A 16,304-nucleotide genomic window follows, 5' to 3' on the forward strand; every position below is an offset into this window, starting at 1 on the left:
GTTTTTACAGCCGCCAGTACCGACGCGAAAACCAACCTCGTTTTTTCTTTGGGAAATAATGGGCTCGCTCCCGTAACGCTTTCCAATATCAAACTGGAAGAAATTAAATTTTGATTGCTACGGTTATTATCTTATTCATCCATTCTTTAACTGCCTTTTTACTCGCCGGCATTATTACTTTCGCCCGTATTGCATGACCATAGTGCGTAAAAGAAAAGACTACTTATTTTATTTTCAATAAATACTGAAAGTTTAATAACTTTAGAATATCTTTACATAACAAAACAGCCAACATGAGTGCAGTAGAACAATCCAAGCAAAAATTTATTGACACCTGGGGCGCCTTGGGCAGTGACTGGGGAATTAACAAATCGGTGGCACAGGTGCAGGCCCTGTTACTGGTATCTGATAAGGCTTTATCAACGGATGATATTATGGAGGCTTTAAAAATATCCAGGGGAAATGCCAATATGAGCTTGCGCCAGCTGATGGACTATGGCATTATTTATAAAAAAGTAATGGCGGGAGAAAGAAAGGAGTTTTTTATTGCTGAAAAGGATGTGTGGAAATGGGCGCTTCGCATTGCTATGATGCGCAAGCAAAAAGAAATCAACCCGGTACTTTCTATTTTAAAAGATCTGAAGGATGATACCCGGGGCGATAAAACAACCGAGGGAAAAGCCTTTAATAAAATGGTAGGCGAAATTCAATCCTTTACCGACCAGATCAGCACTATGGCCGACAAAGTATTTGAATCGAACCGGGGAGAACTGTTGCTAAAATTACTGAAAGTAATTATGTAGCCATGAACTACAATATTTTCTGCTATATCATTTACTCAATCATCACTATTTATATTATTATATGGGTAGGGAAATTGTTCCACCGTAATGGCAGGGTATTTATAGTGAAGCTATTTAACGACAATTCTTCATTAGCCGACACCACCAACAATATCATCCTTGTTGCTTACTATCTCTTTAATATTGGGTACGCAGTTATCCAGTTCAGCTTTTGGGAGCAGGTTACCAATGCCGGCCAGTTGATCTCCTCTGTTTCGAACAAAACGGGCATACTGATATTAATATTAGCAGCAACGCATTACTGTAACATTTTTATTATATATACGCTTTCCAAAAAATCTACATTCATCACATCTAAAACATCATAAAATGAAAAACTTAATCGTAACCGCCTATCTCGTGTACCTCCCTATCGTAATGCTACTCACCTATTACGTCGCGCACCAGCTTTTTAAAAACAGCATCGTGTACATGAAAGACATTTTCAATGGCCGCGAGGAGATAGCCAAAGCCACGAATACTTTGTTCAAGATCGGCTTTTACCTCATGAACCTGGGCTTTGCCTTGTATATCTTAAAGATAACGGCCGAGAAGATCAATACCCAGGGCGCTATTGAAATACTTAGTATGAAAGTGGGTGGATTTAGTATTTACCTGGGTGTAATGTTGTTCCTAAACATGTATTTGTTTTTCAGGGGAAAAAGAGTGGCAAGAGAAAAAGATTGGTGGCCCAGGTTCCCTATAAAGCTTAGCAGTTTTGTAATCATTCTGATATGGTCTTAACATTTCTAAAAAGATTAGGCTCTTTTATAGCTATCATGATTTTGATCCATGTTATAGGAGCTGTTCTTTTTACTTTGAGTGATTATCTTTTGTGCTGGTATTTCAATAATAGTTGTGACAGAGCGGGTGTTTTTCAGCGATTTCTATTTTACCTACCAGCTTATTTTCTACTTAGCTTTTACACAGGCTTCTTTCTAATAGTGATGATACTTATGATTGCAAAATCGAAGTACCATCTTTCATACAAAAAAATGGCGTTAATTGGATGTATCTGCGGAGGAATCTTTGCCTTAAATACTTCGAGGAGAATTTGGTCACTCTATATACATGATCCTGAAAAAGAATACCGATACATCATCGTAGTAATAATGGTGATGTGCATTTTGCCATATCTCATCAATCGCTTTAAAAACCTTCTTTAACATGTTTTCATAAGCGTCAAAGTAGTGAAGGAAAGTGTTGACAAGCGTATACAACTATGCTGCGACCTATCCTCTCATCAGCAAAAACATTCAACTAGGCTAAGAATATAGTTTTGAGGCCGTTGCTATACCAATCTATCCCTGTAATTGTCAATCATTCCGTAAATGCAGGTTGTCGATATGCGCGTTGATAACCTGCTTTTCTGCATCAGCTTTGGTTAAGGTAAGCGCCTTATTAAAGTAACTTAAAGCTGTTTGATTGTTCTGGCCTTCATAAAGCTTGCCTAATAATGTAAAGTAAAAATGATTCTGAGGTACCACCAGGATTCCGCTTCTTTGATCGCCTGCTGCTTGCCGTGTACTTTGGAAAAAACATATACCCGGTTTAATGCTGCCATGGGTGAATATTCGACCTGTAATAACTGATCATATAACTGAAGTGTGGTTTGCCATTTTTGAGGAACCTCTTCTTTTATCGTATGCCAGCTGGCGATTGCAGCTTCGAGGTGGTATTTACTGATCTCATCGCCATTAAAAGCTGCTTTTAGATAAAACCTTCCTCTTTCGATCAGGGCAGGGTCCCAAAGTTGAGTATCCTGGTCTTTGTACAATATCAATTCACCCTGCTCGTTTAAGCGGGCTTCAAACCTGGATGCATGAAAACACATGAGCGACAATAATGCATTGGCTGACGGTGTATTGGCTACCTCATTAACTACCAGCAAGTGACAAAGCCGCATGGCCTCCCAGCACAATTCTTTTCTTAAAACATTATTCTGCGAGAAGGAGTAATACCCTTCATTAAATAATAAATAAAGCGTGGACAATACTGCATCCATCCTGTTACCGATCTCGGTGACCGTGGGGTAAGCAATCGGTGCATTTTCCTGTCTTAGCTTTTCTTTAGCTCTTTGGATGCGTTTATAAATGGTCTCTTTATTGGTTAAGAAAGCATCTGCGATTTCCTGTACACCAAAACCGCATAAAAGATTTAAACCAAGCGCAACCTGGGCTTCCGTGTTAACCACCGGGTGACAAACAGCAAACATCATGGCTAATTGACTATCGTTAATGTTCTTATCAGACAAATCCAACTCTACCTCTCCCGACGTATTCTCATTCGTTTGTAGTTCCCGGCTCACCTTCTGGTCGAAGATCGCGCCCCGCCTGAGGTGGTTTTTAGTTTTATTTTTTGCTACGGTATATAACCAGGCAACCGGGTTTTCGGGAACACCTTTTAATCCCCACAATTCGGTAGCGGATAAAAAAGTATCGCTTACAATATCTTCGGCTGTTTCTATATGCTGCAAACCAAAAAGAGAACAGAGTACCGCTACAATCTTCCTGTACTCTGTTCTGAATAAATGAGGTATCAGCTCCTGCTGCACTTTATAATGTTTTTATAGCTCTCACTTCTACATTACCACCATAGCCATGAACCGGGCATCCTTTTGCTAATTCTACCGCCTCTTCAATCGTTTCCGTTGTCACCACAATATACCCGCCAATGGCTTCCTTTAATTCCATAAAAGGCCCGTCAGTAACCATACCATTGGCTCTTACTACTTTCCCACTTCTTTCTAACCGGTTGCCGCGATTATTAAGTTTGCCCTGTGCTGCGATACCGCTGATCCAGTCGATCCATTTTTGCGTATCGGCCTGCATTTCTTCGGGAGAGAGTTTGGGTATCTCGTTTTCGTCTCTGCGAAATATGAATAAAAAGTCAGTCATTGTAAAAAGTTTAAATTTTAAAATAGATGTAGTTCCCTTGCAGATATGCATTATTAACCGCGGAGAACCAGAGAAGCGGAGACAACGCAGAGTAGTTTGCATTACATACTCCATGTTTTAATTTATCAGAATCAGACTATACCTCTGCGTATACCTTGCGCCCTTGTTTCTTTGCGGTTAAGATATCCAGCACTTTCAAAAATCAATTCAGGTTCTTAGTTTTTTGCAAATTGCCCCACCTGGTAAGTACCCACAGCCGCGCCGAATGCAATATTAAAACGGTTATACGTATTGATAGTAGTTACCGCCAGCGTAAGATCAACCAATTCTTCTTCTGAAAACTGTTGGGCGGCTTTGTTATAAACATCTTCGGGAAATACAGGACCATTTAAACTGGTCAAGGCTTCAGCCCAGGCCAGGGCGGCTCTTTCCTTATCTGAATAAAAGGAGCTTCTCTCCATGCATCCAGCACCAACAAGCGTTGTACAGATTCACCAGCGGCCAACAGGTCTTTGGAATGCATATCTAAACAATAAGCGCAACCATTGATTTGCGAAACCCTGTAATAGAGCAAATGCAATATGTTTTTATCGATCGTAGTTTTGGCTAGGTGCCCCGCAATGCCAAACAATGAACGCATCGCCGCGTTTCCTACCTGAAAAAGTTTAATCTCTGTTCCATTTTCTGAATTTTAATTGTTATAAAATTGAATAACAATCGGCATTCTTTATTCTGGACAGAAAAAGGATCTTTTTTTAAAAAATTATTTTTCGTTCACCCACTCGTAATCTAACTGCCTCCTTTCGAGGTTGGCAGCAATTACTTTAATGCGCACTTTATCACCCATGGTGAATTTTTTACCGGTACGATGCCCCACCAGCGCATAATCACTTTCAGAATGGCGGAAGCTGTCATGTTCGGCAAGGCTGGTGATGGAAACCAATCCCTCACACATGTGGTCAACCGTTTCAGCCCAGAATCCAAATTTTGAAACACCACTTACAATAGCATCGAACTCCTCTCCTACATAATTGCCCATGTATTGCACCTGTTTGTATTTGTTGGCAGAGCGTTCGCTGTCCATTGCAGCGCGTTCCCGTTCACTGCAATGCTTGCATTTCTCCTCCATCCGCTTGTCGATCTTCACGCTGTCTTCCAACACATCCTGTAAAATACGGTGCACCATCACATCAGGATAACGACGTATAGGTGAGGTAAAGTGACAATAATACTCAAAGCCTAGCCCGTAGTGGCCAACATTGCTTTCCGTGTACTTGGCTTTTGCCATGGTGCGAATACCCAGTTGCTGCAAAACGGCTTCTTCGGGTCTCCCTTTTATATCTTTCAATAGCTTGTTAAAGGATGCAGCTATCGCTTCAGCACTCGATATATCGAACTTATAACCAAACTTATTGGCAAATGCTATAAACGGCAATAGTTTTTCTTCATCTGGCGTATCGTGAATACGATATGGGAAAGGTATTGCTTTATTATTGATCTTTATTTTTGACACATGCTTTGCTACATAACGGTTTGCCAGCAACATGAGCTCTTCTATTAACTGGTGCGCTTCCTTGCTTTCTTTTAAAACGATACCAACAGGACTTCCTTTTTCATCCAGCTTAAACCGCACTTCAGTTGAGTTGAAGTTGATAGCGCCTTCATCGAAGCGGTATTTACGCAGCGTTTGAGAAATATTATTTACGGTAAGTATTACATCTGCATGATCTCCTTCTCCAGTTTCTATAATTTGCTGGGCTTCTTCATACGTGTACCTGCGATTGGAATGGATCACCGTTTTACCCAACCAGTATTGCTTTACTTCCGCTTTATCGGTGATCTGGAAAATAGCGGAAAACGCCAGCTTATCTTCATTGGGCCTTAAAGAACATAATACATTGGAAATATGCTCGGGTAACATCGGGTTTACCCTATCGGGTAGATAAACGGATGTAGCTTTTTGATAAGCTTCGTCGTCTAATGCATTGCCCGGCGTTACATAGTGACTCACGTCTGCAATATGAACACCAATTTCATGATTGCCATTTTTCAGCTTGCGGTAAGATATGGCATCATCAAAGTCTTTCGCATCAGCCGGATCGATGGTAAAAGTAAGTACCCCCGAACGTCTTTACGATGGCTGATATCTTCTTTGGTAATCACTTCCGGTATTCTCGCGGCAATCTCCTGCGCTTCGTCTGAAAAATTGAGTGCGAAGCCATTATCCAGCAATATAGCTCTCATGGCTTCATCCGCTGCGTCGTCGCCGCTTAGTACGGATACAACAGTTGCCGACGGCTTCTTGCCCTCACCACCCCACTCCAGTATACGCGCCACTACTGTTTCACCATTCTTCACTCCGTTCAGGTTTTCTTCGGCTACATACAGATCAGGAATATTTTTGTCCTTATCGCCCAGTATAAATGCGAAGCCCTTATTCATTTGCACTTTGCCTATAAACTCGCTTCTTTTTCCTTTGTACCACTTCGGTCACCTTCCCTTTTGGCCTGCCTTCATAGCCACCGGATAATTTTACACGAACCGTGTCGCCATCCATGGCATCTTTAAGACCATCAGGAGCAATCATAATATCTTCCTCCAATCCCTCCACAATTACAAAACCGCGGCCCGAACGGGTTACATCCAGGCGGCCCTTCAGGGTTCCGGTATCCGGCTCGCGCTTCGTGCGTTTGGTTTGTTTTTGTTGTCCTGCCTTCTTCTTAGGTTTATTGCTTTTACTCATTGTCTATGGTTTAAATATAAACGATCAAATCATTGATCTTCTTATGATAACATCTTCAATTTTGGTTCCAGAAAATGGATTATTTTTTGATCAAAGACGTTTCCTTCGTTAAACAGAAACTGGTGCTGTACCGGCAAAGCCACTACAGGCAAACTTTGCAGCTCTTTAAAGTCTGCAAGCCGTACTGCATCTTTTTCTGTAGTCAATATAATTTTATTTGTTTGATTAATAGCATTATATGCTGTTAAAATCTTCTCAACATCCTCTGCTGAAAAGTGATGATGGTCTGCGTAAGCTATATGATGTAACTCGAACGGCTTTAATTGTAAGTGTTCCAAAAGAGGTTGTGGGTTGGCTATCCCGGTAACGAGAACTGCTGCAGAAATACCCTGCCAATCGATCATTTTACCTAAAAACACATAGTAAGGCGTTCCATAAGCGATAGTGGTAAAGAAAACCTGCTGATGAGGCAATGGATTAATCTCATGAATAATCTGCTCCCGTCTGCCATTATCTAAACCAGCATCACATTTGGTTACTACAATCAGATCAGCCCTTTTATAGTTGGATTTCAGATCGCGCAAGCTGCCTGCCGGAAGGTAGCCATCCCTGGTAAACAGGTTGTTGCACTCTGTAAGTAATATATTAAACCCAGGTGTTACGGCGCGGTGTTGAAAAGCATCATCGAGTATAATAACATTCGTTTCTACTTTTTGTTTAATCAACTCCTCAATAGCTTTGGCACGTTCTTCCCCTACGGCGATGGTTACACCCGGGAATTTTTGATGAAATTGCATCGGCTCATCACCAATATCAGTGGCTGTTGTTGCCTCATCTGCAATTAAAAAACCTTTTGTTCTCCGGCGATATCCGCGACTGATGACCGCAACGGAGGCCTTATCCTGCAGTAACCTTAACAAGTATTCCACCATGGGGATTTCCCTGTGCCCCCTACCGACAAATTGCCTACGCAGATGGTGGGTATTTTGGGTTGGTAAGAACCTATAAGCTTCCACTCATATAATTTATGAAAAAAAAAGACGCCGGCTTTATATAACCAGGAGAAGGGAACCAGTAATATATTTCTTTGACGGATAAGTTTGCTAAAATTCATACATCCTTTCGGGTGTGATACAATAGTCTAAAGGTACATCAAATTCGTTGAGGTCCTGTATTTTATCTATTGGTTCATAATAGCTTAATCCAACTTTTATTACTTCGTCGCTGACCTGTTCTAAAAATTTATCGTAAAAACCTTTGCCATACCCTACCCTGTACCCCAGCTTATCAAAGCATAAAAGGGGAAGGATCACCAGGTCAATGGCTTCCGGCGGAATAATGGACGCTCCTTCAGTCTCCGGTTCGGGCGTGCCATATTGATTCTGAATAAACGGTGTATCTGGTGTAGCCAACACGGCCTGCATGGTATAGTTGTCGAATTCACAAACCGGGTAAGCAACCTGGATTGCCGGGTTTCTGAAATGTAGATAATCTACGATCGGATCGGTATTTACTTCGGTTTCCATTGCCGCATAGGTAAATAGGGTATCAATATCCGGTAGCGCGAGGCTTTGAAATTGAATCAGGATCAGATCATCCCATTTCAACCGTTGCTGAGCTGTGGTAGCCTTTCTTTTGGCTGAAAATACTTTGCGGGCTTCGGATTTGAGCATGGGATTTAATGTTTCAGGTTTGGGATTTAAAGTAATTGTTCGTCGCCCGTCCTTTCTCGTATAAATATTGGGCATTTCTATTTGCTATAACAACCGACAGGTACCGTTCCTACGGAACTCGGTGCTCTTCTCCCATTTTTCTACCAATATTTTGTCCCTACGGGACCTTTTATTGGCAATAGTAATCCTTCCCAAGAACTTACCAATTCTGTAGGGGCGGCATACTAGAGAATTGAACAAGTCAATCTATATAATAGATTTCAACTAACCTTTAAAAACCGAAAAAATAGTTGTACCATAATTCTTTTCAAAACTATATTTTTCAAAAGTTTTATAGTCATTACGTGGTGTATGCTCTAATACAAACATGCCATCGGGTGCGATCATATTCTGGGCGACAATGATTCGAGGCAGCTCATCGATCTCTGTTAAAGCATAAGGCGGACCTGCAAAAATAAAATCGTATTGCTGGCTATGTCCCTGTAAAAACTTAAACACATCCATTTTTACAAACTTTATATTTTCAATTTTTAGTGCCCCTGCGGTCTTTCTTATAAAGTCGAACATCTGGTTATCTTTCTCAACAATTGTCAGATCACCGCGCCACGGCTGGCCAGTTCGTAACTGATGCTCCCCGTTCCTCCGAAAATATCTAATGTTTTGATTCCCTCAAAATCTATCCGGTTTTGGAGGGTATTAAACAAACCCTCTTTGGCCACATCGGTGGTAGGGCGGGTATAAGGCATTTTAGTGGGTGGATGGATCCTGCGGCCACCTAAGCTTCCTGAAATAATTCGCATTGGATCAATTCGTTAAGAGAGGTGAAATAATGAGAGGGTAAATCAGACAGGGTATCGGACCAGTTGGCCGCCTTAAACGAGATGTGAAGAAAATAGTCGTATAATTCCCTGTATAATTTAGACTGAGCGTCTATCAAACCGGAAAGTTGTAAAAGAACCTGTTCCTGGGCAAAACCAAAAACCTCGCAGATCTTTAAAAGGTAAAAAGCCATATCTGCAGTAGCACGATAAGAATAAGTTTTACTTAGAAGCAAATTTTCATTTTTATAAGCCTGCACAGTAAAAATCTTTTCTCCAATATTCACCCTTAGTAACCCCTGCTCAAATGAGCCTTCAACCGACTTGATCTGCACCGTATGCGCATGTAAATACACCGAGGAAGGGAAATGATGTACCAGCCAGGTGAGTATACCTGGAGCTACCGTGTACATATTAGCCAACTGCCTTTCTTCGATTATCTCGGTAATAACATGATCCTGTTGGTCAGCATTCTCTAAATACATCAGCGGAGCAGCATCTCCGTTATCTTTATCTGCAGGAAGCAGGGAACTGAAACCGAAATCGAGCCCGGTAATTATTTTATAAAAACTATTTTGTAGTTGCGGATTTATTTCCATTATCTCCTGTAACTCCTTCTCATCAAGTTCATTAAATACATATCTCTTTAATTCCAACAACCTTTGATCGTCTGGATTATAGATACAAAAACTAAAATGGGTAGTACTCAATTCCATTGCCAGGCAGTTATCGCCTGCATGCATATCCGCTCCTATTGAAAAACTAAACTGTTCGTGCACAACAACGCTGTTTAAATGTTAACCGGGCAAATATCCCATTAAAAATTGAATAATAAGGATGAATATTAGTAGCGGATTCACGAAATTTGACGTCTTTTTACTTTAATTAATATGGCTCAGTTCGAAAGCTTACGGGTAAATATTAGCAACCGGCAGATCATCAAAATTGCTACGCCTATTGCATTAGCAATGATGGTGCCCCAACTGAATTTTATTGCCAACACAGTATTTCTTAGCCATTTAGGTGAAACGGAACTTGGCGCAGCGGGTATTACAGGGGTCTATTACTTAATATTTGCCTTAATAGGTAATGGATTAAATAGTGGGCTGCAAGCCTTGATAGCCAGGCGGGCAGGTGAGAATAAACCTCGGGAGATCGGCAGACTTTTTTGCAATCCATTTACATTGCCTTATCCTTTGCCTTTGTAATTATCGCGCTCAATTATTTATTGGTAGACCTGTTTCTATCCTCTGTATTGAAAAGTGAATCGATTTTAGCAGACGCTGGTTCCTTTTTAAAGATAAGGGCATGGGGTCTCCCCTTTTTGTATGTGTTTCAAATGGGTAATGCCCTCCTGGTAGGCACTAATAACAGCAAATACCTCAAATATGGCTTTATAGCCGAAGCGCTGGTTAATGTATTTTTAGACTATGTACTCATCTTTGGCAAATTGGGATTCCCGGCAATGGGATTCAATGGCGCAGCTTATGCATCTGTTCTTGCTGAGGTTACCGGAGCTATTGTCGTATTCCTCATCATTTTCCGAAAAGGTTTTGCACAGCGGTTTTCACTGTTCCTGCACAAAAAAACCGATCCTCAAACGATCAAAATCATTTTCAATCAATCGCTGCCGCTGGTTATGCAATTTGTACTAAGCGTAAGTGCCTGGTTATTATTTTATGTTCTTATAGAACATCATGGGGAAAGGGAGTTGGCCATTAGTAATACCATGCGGAATATATTCGCTGTGTTCGGGATTTTCACCTGGTCTTATGCCAATACCACTAATATGATGGTGAGCAATATCATCGGACAACAGCGACAGGATGAGGTTTTACACCTGGTAAGAAAAATTGCAAGACTAAGCTTTTTCACGATAGTAGTGTTGTGCCTCACGCTGAACCTGTTCCCCGCTACGCTTTTAAGCATTTACGGCGCTGAACCGGGTTTTATTGCAGATGCCATCCCGGTGGTGCGTACTATTTCGGTTTGCCTGATTATGATGTCGGTTGCGGTTGTATGGCTCAATAGCATCACCGCACCGGCAATACCAAAGTAAATTTAAGAATAGAGGTAGCCTCCATTGTCGCCTATACCATTTACGTATTTATTGTGGTGGAAAAACTTCAGTTATCCCTAGTGTATGCCTGGGCCAGTGAATTTTTGTACTGGTTTGTGACCTTTATTTTTGCCTGGTGGTATATGCGCAGCGGTAAGTGGAAGGGGAAAGAAGTGTGGAGGTGATGCTAGTTGAATAGTTTAAAAGTTGAATGGTTGAAAGGTTAACTAGTGGAGGGCCTGCCTGGCGGCTGAAGGACTCACTTGTTTAAAAGTTGAAAATTTGACTGATTGATCACCACTCCTATTCTACCAGGTTTCATTCTCAATCTCGAGGGAATTTTCGATTACCAGGATAAATTGACAAATAAAGATCGTCATATTAACCTTGTCAACAAGTCAACCTATCAACCAGTCAACCAAACTAAGGATACAACAAATATTTCTTCCTCATTTCTTTATACTGACTCAAACCAGGTTCCCAGCTTTTGCGAATATCGGCTTCGGATACGCCGTCGATAATTTGTTTTCGAAAAATACCATTGCCAATCTGAATCTCGATGTTGTTCATTTGATTGCTGAACTTAGATTCAAAAAACTTCTCTTTATGGGGATGTGCTTTATACAATTCCATGATCCATTGAATGTTGATCTTTCCGCTCTTGCGTAATTTCTCTGTATCATAATTTCGCAGATCGAGCCCATAGCAAACCTCGTTCATAAAAATAGGCGTTTCTGCCATACCCTTAATAGAAGTAGGTGTATAAGAAAAAGCATATTTGCCTTTTAATTCGGGACTACCTAAAACAGTAAAGGGAAACTGCGTACCACGACCGTGGTTGATATAAACGCCTTCAAACATACAGGTAGAGGGATATAGCAAAATAGCCTGTTGTGTGTTTAAATTAGGTGACGGCTTTACCGGCAAAGTATAAGGCATGTTATGATCGTAGTTGGCCACTTTTATGATCTTTAATTTACACTTCACTTTATTGGCCAGCCATCCCTCTCCATTAGCCATTTGCGCAAATTCGGCTACAGTCAGCCCGTGAGACATTGGAATAGGGAACATACCAATACCCGATTTGTACTTCATGTCGAGTATCGGGCCATCAACCAGGTAACCGTTCGGATTGGGCCGGTCAAGGATCAGCATTTCTTTATCATTCTCGGCACAAACTGCCATCAACCGGGACAAGGCATTAATATTGGTATAGAAGCGTACTCCTACATCCTGCAGATCATATAACAACACATCTACGTCAGCCATATCTTCTTTGGTAGGCTTATTTTTAGGGCCGTATAACGAAATAATAGGTATCCCTGTCGCCGCATCTATTTCATCTTTTACCTTTACCCCCGCACTTGCATTGCCTCTGAATCCGTGTTCAGGACCAAATACTTTTACAATGTTGATGCCCAGGCTTTTCAAGCTATCTACCAGGTGCTTCTTACCGATAATAGTAGTTGGATTGGCCATAATAGCAACCCGCTTTCCCTTTAAATAAGGTACATATAAGTTGGTTTGATCGGCTCCGGTAATGATTCCCTTTACAGGTTCTTTAATACTTTCATTCTTAGTAAAAGCTGATATTGCCATAGCAAGCATCAGTAACAAAGCAACATTTAATTTCATGCCTGTGGTTTTTAGTTTACTTTCAGATGCCGGAGCATTGATTGTCCTGGCAAATCTTTTCAAACTTACACGTTTTTTTCCAACCACAGGGTTGCAATAATGGTTACTCATTTTTAAATGTTTGAAGAAGATTTACCGCTAGGACACAAGGACGCAAAGAGAAACAAGAACGCTTCTGTGAATTATCGAGCCCTGCGGTTCAACTAAAAAATGCCGGACTGGCCTAATAACGCATCCATAACCCTGCAGTTTTAAAAAGAAAACTACATTTGCATTTAAATCCAGCTATATGAATAACAAAGAAGTATACATTCTCTCTGCTGTGCGTACCCCTATGGGAAGTTTTGGCGGCAGTTTAAAAGACCTTTCAGCAACCCAGCTAGCCGCTATTGCCATTGAAGCCGCTATTAAAAAATCAGGGGTTGATGGTAAACAAGTACAGGATGTTTTAATGGGCTGTGTTTTACAGGCCAACCTGGGACAAGCTCCTGCGAGACAGGCCGCCAAATTTGCAGGTCTGCCCAATGAAGTAAATTGTACCACTGTCAACAAGGTTTGCGCCAGTGGCATGAAAGCAATCACCCAGGGCGCGCAAAGTATATTATTAGGAGATGCAGATATTGTGATAGCCGGTGGCATGGAAAGTATGAGCAATGTACCATTCTATTCACCTCATTTAAGATGGGGCAATAAATACGGCAATACGAGTTTTATTGATGGCTTAGCAAAAGACGGTTTAACAGATGTGTATGATGGCAATGCTATGGGTATAGCCGCAGAGTTATGCGCCAGTGAATGTGGTATCAGCCGGGAAGATCAGGACGCATTTGCGATCGAAAGTTATAAAAGAAGCCAGGCGGCCTGGACTGGAGGTCGCTTTGCTGAAGAAGTAATCCCGGTTGCTATACCGCAACGAAAGGGCGATCCCATCATATTTGAAAAAGACGAGGAACCTTTTAATGTGAAATTTGAGAAGATCCCGTCTTTGAATCCCGCTTTTAAAAAAGAAGGTACTGTAACAGCTGCCAATGCCAGCACCATGAATGACGGGCTGCGGCGCTGGTTTTAATCAGCAAGGAAAAATGTGAAGAACTGGGATTAAAGCCTATTGCCAAGATAGTTTCTTATGCTGATGCGGAGCAGGCTCCTGAATGGTTCACCACCACCCCTTCACTGGCTTTGCCGAAGGCGCTTGCAAAAGCAGGACTTACCAAAGAAGACATCAGTTTCTGGGAACTTAATGAAGCATTTAGTGTTGTAGGCATAGAGAATACCAAAAGACTAGAGCTCGATTCTGCCAAAGTAAATGTAAATGGCGGTGCGGTTTCACTAGGCCACCCCCTGGGAGCAAGTGGCGCGAGGATCATTGTTACATTGATCCATGTGCTCAGGCAACATCATGCGAAATATGGAGCTGCCGGTATTTGCAATGGCGGCGGTGGCGCCAGCGCCATGGTGATTGAAAAATTGTAATTGTATGACAGACCCTAAACAACGCTTCTCCGACCGCGTTGCAGATTATATAAAGTATCGTCCGAAATATCCGAAAGAGGTTATTGATATTCTGAAGACCGATCTTCAGTTTAAATCGGATGATGTAGTAGCGGACATAGGCGCCGGAACCGGCCTACTTACCGAGTTGTTCCTGGATAACGGCAATCTCACCTACACAGTTGAGCCTAATGATGCTATGCGTACTGCCTGCAGCGAGCTTTTGGGTTCCGATACAAATCTTAAAGTCATTAATGGTTCGGCTGAAGCAACGCAACTGGCAGATCAGACTATCGACCTGATTGTTGCAGGAACAGCTTTTCATTGGTTTGACCCCATTGAAACGAAAAAGAGTTTATGCGCATTCTTAAACCAGGCGGCCATATGCTGCTGATATGGAATGTAAGAAAGGACGACGCTCCTTTTACCAGCAGCTATGAAGCTATTCTTCATCGCCTGGTTCCGGAATACGCAGCCTCAAAACATAGAAAGTTTGATATGGAGCCGATACGTGATTTTTTCCAGCCCCGGCAAATGAAAAAGCAGGTTTTGAGCAATAGTCAGTCTTTTGACTGGGAAGGTTTTAAAGGCAGAGCACTCTCTTCATCGTTTATGCCCAAACAAGGCTTGCTACATGATGAAATATTAAGTGAAATGCATGATCTTTTTCATCGATACGAAGAAAATGGAAAGGTCTTGTTTCAATACGATACGATCATGTATTACACCTTATAACAAAAACTACAATACTATAATTTCTTATACTACTAACATACGGATTTCATGTACCCTTCTTATAAAACTGAAGCCAGGAATACTTTAAAGCTGGCGCTTCCTATTATTTTTGGTGAGCTGGCTCAAATGAGCCTCCACCTGATCGATACTGCAATGATCGGCTATACCGGCTATAAACAGCTTGCCGCGGCAGCGCTGGTTTTAAACGTAATCAATATCCCCTTTATATTCGGAATTGGCATTACCATTTCTGTTGCGCAAATGGTATCCCTGGCGCACGGAAAATTCGATAAGCAACAGGTATCACACTATTTCTACAATGGCTTCTGGCTTTGTGCGGTTTTTGGCGTACTAATATCTCTCGGATTATTTTTCGGTCGCGATATTCTGTTGCATCTTAAGCAAGACCCTGAAGTTGTTGAGCTGGCTATGCCTTTTATGACATTGATGAGTTTTTCGATTATCCCCATGGTTCTCTTTATGACCTTAAAGCAATTTGCGGATGGTTTACAATATACTAAAACAGCCATGGCGTTATCCATAGCGGCTATACCATTAAACGTATTTTTAAACTGGCTGCTGATTTATGGCAACTGGGGATTTCCCCGCCTGGAGCTGATCGGTGCCGGTTATGCCACACTCATCACACGTGTTACCATTTTTGTTTTGTTGGGAATTGTGATACTCAACCACAAGGTATTTAAAAAGTACATGGCCGTTTCGAAAACCCAATGGAAGATTAAAAAAGACACTTTAAAACAACTTTTAAAAATAGGAATTCCGAGTAGTTTACAAATAGGAATGGAAGCAGGCGCTTTCGCCGTATCGGGCATTATAGTAGGTACTATAGGAGCCGCTGAACAAGCCGCGCACCAGATAGCCCTAAGTTCTGCAGCTTTTGCCTTCATGGTATCATTAGGTTTATCGCAGGCCGGCTCTATCAGGGTAAGCCACGCATTTGGCACTACCAATTGGAAACGCATAGCCATCATCGGCAAAAGCACCGTGGTGCTGGCTTTAATTTACGGAGCTGTTTGCTGTATCTTATTCGCTGTTTTTAAACAACAACTACCCTTGCTTTTCAACCACGAAGAAAAAGTAATCAGCATAGCCGCCGCATTGCTGTTATTTGCGGCTGCGTTCCAGATACCCGATGCGATACAGGCTACCAGCGCCGGGCTGTTGAGAGGTATTAAAGATGTGAATGTGCCAACCCTTTTTATTTTTATTGCTTACTGGGTATTGGGAATTCCCCTGGGTTACCTGGCGGCCTTCCATTTTGGAATGGCTGAAAAAGGTATTTGGGTTGGCTTTATCAGTGGTTTAAGTTTTTCTGCGATCTTCCTTACCATCCGTTTTCTAAAGAAGACACGACAGCACTTATCGTAGTTCAACAATCAATCTCCCCTGG

General features: G+C 41.7%; 21 protein-coding genes and 2 pseudogenes. 10 read left to right on the top strand and 13 right to left on the bottom strand.

Going from position 1 to position 16,304, the window contains the following annotated elements:
* Nucleotides 1-293 precede the first annotated feature (293 nt).
* From MKP07_RS36310 to MKP07_RS36320, 3 genes are read left to right on the top strand one after another with little or no spacing between them, the layout of a single operon-like run.
* Nucleotides 294-803: a GbsR/MarR family transcriptional regulator gene (locus MKP07_RS36310; RefSeq protein ID WP_240852900.1), complete on the top strand. Its 510-nt coding sequence runs from the start codon at nt 294-296 to the stop codon at nt 801-803.
* Nucleotides 804-805: 2 nt separating this feature from the next.
* Nucleotides 806-1,171 (top strand): hypothetical protein, encoded by a 366-nt coding sequence (locus MKP07_RS36315; RefSeq protein WP_240852901.1) that lies wholly within the window; start codon nt 806-808, stop codon nt 1,169-1,171.
* A gap of 1 nt (nt 1,172) precedes the next feature.
* Nucleotides 1,173-1,586 carry a hypothetical protein gene (locus tag MKP07_RS36320; RefSeq protein ID WP_240852902.1) on the top strand — a complete coding sequence of 138 codons (414 nt, stop codon included), beginning with the start codon at nt 1,173-1,175 and terminating at the stop codon, nt 1,584-1,586.
* A gap of 706 nt (nt 1,587-2,292) precedes the next feature.
* Here MKP07_RS36320 and MKP07_RS36325 read toward each other — a convergent pair.
* The 12 genes and pseudogenes from MKP07_RS36325 to MKP07_RS36380 all read right to left on the bottom strand — a co-directional run bounded on the left by MKP07_RS36325 (nt 2,293) and on the right by MKP07_RS36380 (nt 9,752).
* Nucleotides 2,293-3,396, bottom strand: a complete 1,104-nt coding sequence (locus MKP07_RS36325; protein WP_240852903.1) for an RNA polymerase sigma factor — start codon at nt 3,394-3,396, stop codon at nt 2,293-2,295.
* 1 nt (nt 3,397) lies between these two features.
* A complete protein-coding gene (locus tag MKP07_RS36330) occupies nt 3,398-3,739 on the bottom strand; it encodes a YciI family protein (RefSeq protein ID WP_240852904.1) in 342 nt (113 codons plus the stop codon).
* Nucleotides 3,740-3,954: 215 nt separating this feature from the next.
* Nucleotides 3,955-4,200 carry a carboxymuconolactone decarboxylase family protein gene (locus tag MKP07_RS36335; protein WP_240852964.1) on the bottom strand — a complete coding sequence of 82 codons (246 nt, stop codon included), beginning with the start codon at nt 4,198-4,200 and terminating at the stop codon, nt 3,955-3,957.
* Nucleotides 4,137-4,379, bottom strand: a complete 243-nt coding sequence (locus tag MKP07_RS36340) for a carboxymuconolactone decarboxylase family protein (RefSeq protein WP_240852906.1) — start codon at nt 4,377-4,379, stop codon at nt 4,137-4,139. Before MKP07_RS36340 ends, MKP07_RS36335 begins: the two co-directional genes overlap by 64 nt.
* Nucleotides 4,380-4,502: 123 nt before the next feature.
* Complete coding sequence (locus MKP07_RS36345) at nt 4,503-5,843, bottom strand: ribonuclease R family protein (RefSeq protein ID WP_317236266.1); 1,341 nt, start codon at nt 5,841-5,843, stop codon at nt 4,503-4,505.
* Nucleotides 5,789-6,181, bottom strand: a complete 393-nt coding sequence (locus tag MKP07_RS36350) for a hypothetical protein (protein WP_240852908.1) — start codon at nt 6,179-6,181, stop codon at nt 5,789-5,791. Before MKP07_RS36350 ends, MKP07_RS36345 begins: the two co-directional genes overlap by 55 nt.
* Complete coding sequence (locus tag MKP07_RS36355) at nt 6,174-6,482, bottom strand: hypothetical protein (protein ID WP_240852909.1); 309 nt, start codon at nt 6,480-6,482, stop codon at nt 6,174-6,176. The genes MKP07_RS36350 and MKP07_RS36355 overlap by 8 nt, the downstream gene beginning before the upstream one ends.
* Before the next feature lie 41 nt (nt 6,483-6,523).
* Nucleotides 6,524-7,596 (bottom strand): annotated as a pseudogene (gene lpxK / locus MKP07_RS36360) (tetraacyldisaccharide 4'-kinase).
* A complete protein-coding gene (locus tag MKP07_RS36370; protein ID WP_240852913.1) occupies nt 7,586-8,155 on the bottom strand; it encodes a 5-formyltetrahydrofolate cyclo-ligase in 570 nt (189 codons plus the stop codon). The pseudogene lpxK and the gene MKP07_RS36370 overlap by 11 nt, the downstream one beginning before the upstream one ends.
* A gap of 264 nt (nt 8,156-8,419) precedes the next feature.
* Nucleotides 8,420-8,722 carry an RsmD family RNA methyltransferase gene (locus MKP07_RS40715; protein WP_262920227.1) on the bottom strand — a complete coding sequence of 101 codons (303 nt, stop codon included), beginning with the start codon at nt 8,720-8,722 and terminating at the stop codon, nt 8,420-8,422.
* Between the two features lie 23 nt (nt 8,723-8,745).
* Entirely contained in the window at nt 8,746-8,955 is a 210-nt protein-coding gene (locus MKP07_RS40720) for an RsmD family RNA methyltransferase (protein WP_262920228.1), read from the bottom strand.
* Complete coding sequence (locus MKP07_RS36380; RefSeq protein ID WP_240852914.1) at nt 8,931-9,752, bottom strand: DUF3822 family protein; 822 nt, start codon at nt 9,750-9,752, stop codon at nt 8,931-8,933. Before MKP07_RS36380 ends, MKP07_RS40720 begins: the two co-directional genes overlap by 25 nt.
* A gap of 192 nt (nt 9,753-9,944) precedes the next feature.
* Here MKP07_RS36380 and MKP07_RS43975 point away from each other — a divergent pair.
* Nucleotides 9,945-10,348: pseudogene (locus tag MKP07_RS43975) on the top strand (MATE family efflux transporter); the annotation flags it as partial.
* Between the two features lie 264 nt (nt 10,349-10,612).
* Nucleotides 10,613-11,032 carry an MATE family efflux transporter gene (locus MKP07_RS43980; RefSeq protein WP_240852958.1) on the top strand — a complete coding sequence of 140 codons (420 nt, stop codon included), beginning with the start codon at nt 10,613-10,615 and terminating at the stop codon, nt 11,030-11,032.
* A 423-nt stretch (nt 11,033-11,455) separates the two neighbouring features.
* Here MKP07_RS43980 and MKP07_RS36395 read toward each other — a convergent pair whose 3' ends face one another.
* The gene (locus tag MKP07_RS36395; protein WP_240852915.1) at nt 11,456-12,730 is read right to left on the bottom strand and encodes an exo-beta-N-acetylmuramidase NamZ family protein; all 1,275 of its coding nucleotides are present in this window, start codon (nt 12,728-12,730) and stop codon (nt 11,456-11,458) included.
* A gap of 226 nt (nt 12,731-12,956) precedes the next feature.
* Here MKP07_RS36395 and MKP07_RS36400 point away from each other — a divergent pair, with 226 nt between their 5' ends.
* From MKP07_RS36400 to MKP07_RS36420, 5 genes are read left to right on the top strand one after another with little or no spacing between them, the layout of a single operon-like run.
* Nucleotides 12,957-13,736: an acetyl-CoA C-acyltransferase gene (locus MKP07_RS36400; RefSeq protein WP_240852916.1), complete on the top strand. Its 780-nt coding sequence runs from the start codon at nt 12,957-12,959 to the stop codon at nt 13,734-13,736.
* 47 nt (nt 13,737-13,783) lie between these two features.
* On the top strand, nt 13,784-14,140 hold the full coding sequence (locus MKP07_RS36405) for an acetyl-CoA C-acyltransferase (RefSeq protein WP_240852959.1): 357 nt from the start codon (nt 13,784-13,786) through the stop codon (nt 14,138-14,140).
* A 4-nt stretch (nt 14,141-14,144) separates the two neighbouring features.
* Nucleotides 14,145-14,552 (top strand): class I SAM-dependent methyltransferase, encoded by a 408-nt coding sequence (locus tag MKP07_RS36410; RefSeq protein ID WP_240852917.1) that lies wholly within the window; start codon nt 14,145-14,147, stop codon nt 14,550-14,552.
* Nucleotides 14,543-14,893 (top strand): hypothetical protein, encoded by a 351-nt coding sequence (locus MKP07_RS36415; RefSeq protein WP_240852918.1) that lies wholly within the window; start codon nt 14,543-14,545, stop codon nt 14,891-14,893. The genes MKP07_RS36410 and MKP07_RS36415 overlap by 10 nt, the downstream gene beginning before the upstream one ends.
* 48 nt (nt 14,894-14,941) lie before the next feature.
* Entirely contained in the window at nt 14,942-16,282 is a 1,341-nt protein-coding gene (locus MKP07_RS36420; protein WP_240852919.1) for an MATE family efflux transporter, read from the top strand.
* The last annotated feature ends 22 nt before the right edge of the window (nt 16,283-16,304 follow it).

Origin of the sequence: Paraniabella hibiscisoli (assembly GCF_022512515.1) — a bacterium.
GTDB lineage: Bacteria > Bacteroidota > Bacteroidia > Chitinophagales > Chitinophagaceae > Niabella > Niabella hibiscisoli.

Excerpts from the sequence above, each read along its gene's own strand:
- MKP07_RS36310 (WP_240852900.1), top strand. The coding sequence starts at position 294 with ATGAGTGCAGTAGAACAATCCAAGCAAAAATTTATTGACACCTGGGGC.
- MKP07_RS36315 (WP_240852901.1), top strand. The coding sequence starts at position 806 with ATGAACTACAATATTTTCTGCTATATCATTTACTCAATCATCACTATT.
- MKP07_RS36320 (WP_240852902.1), top strand. The coding sequence starts at position 1,173 with ATGAAAAACTTAATCGTAACCGCCTATCTCGTGTACCTCCCTATCGTA.
- MKP07_RS36330 (WP_240852904.1), bottom strand. The coding sequence starts at position 3,739 with ATGACTGACTTTTTATTCATATTTCGCAGAGACGAAAACGAGATACCC.
- MKP07_RS36335 (WP_240852964.1), bottom strand. The coding sequence starts at position 4,200 with ATGGAGAGAAGCTCCTTTTATTCAGATAAGGAAAGAGCCGCCCTGGCC.
- MKP07_RS36340 (WP_240852906.1), bottom strand. The coding sequence starts at position 4,379 with ATGCGTTCATTGTTTGGCATTGCGGGGCACCTAGCCAAAACTACGATC.
- MKP07_RS36350 (WP_240852908.1), bottom strand. The coding sequence starts at position 6,181 with ATGAATAAGGGCTTCGCATTTATACTGGGCGATAAGGACAAAAATATT.
- MKP07_RS36355 (WP_240852909.1), bottom strand. The coding sequence starts at position 6,482 with ATGAGTAAAAGCAATAAACCTAAGAAGAAGGCAGGACAACAAAAACAA.
- MKP07_RS36370 (WP_240852913.1), bottom strand. The coding sequence starts at position 8,155 with ATGCTCAAATCCGAAGCCCGCAAAGTATTTTCAGCCAAAAGAAAGGCT.
- MKP07_RS40715 (WP_262920227.1), bottom strand. The coding sequence starts at position 8,722 with ATGTTCGACTTTATAAGAAAGACCGCAGGGGCACTAAAAATTGAAAAT.
- MKP07_RS40720 (WP_262920228.1), bottom strand. The coding sequence starts at position 8,955 with ATGCGAATTATTTCAGGAAGCTTAGGTGGCCGCAGGATCCATCCACCC.
- MKP07_RS43980 (WP_240852958.1), top strand. The coding sequence starts at position 10,613 with ATGCAATTTGTACTAAGCGTAAGTGCCTGGTTATTATTTTATGTTCTT.
- MKP07_RS36400 (WP_240852916.1), top strand. The coding sequence starts at position 12,957 with ATGAATAACAAAGAAGTATACATTCTCTCTGCTGTGCGTACCCCTATG.
- MKP07_RS36410 (WP_240852917.1), top strand. The coding sequence starts at position 14,145 with ATGACAGACCCTAAACAACGCTTCTCCGACCGCGTTGCAGATTATATA.
- MKP07_RS36415 (WP_240852918.1), top strand. The coding sequence starts at position 14,543 with ATGCTGCTGATATGGAATGTAAGAAAGGACGACGCTCCTTTTACCAGC.
- MKP07_RS36420 (WP_240852919.1), top strand. The coding sequence starts at position 14,942 with ATGTACCCTTCTTATAAAACTGAAGCCAGGAATACTTTAAAGCTGGCG.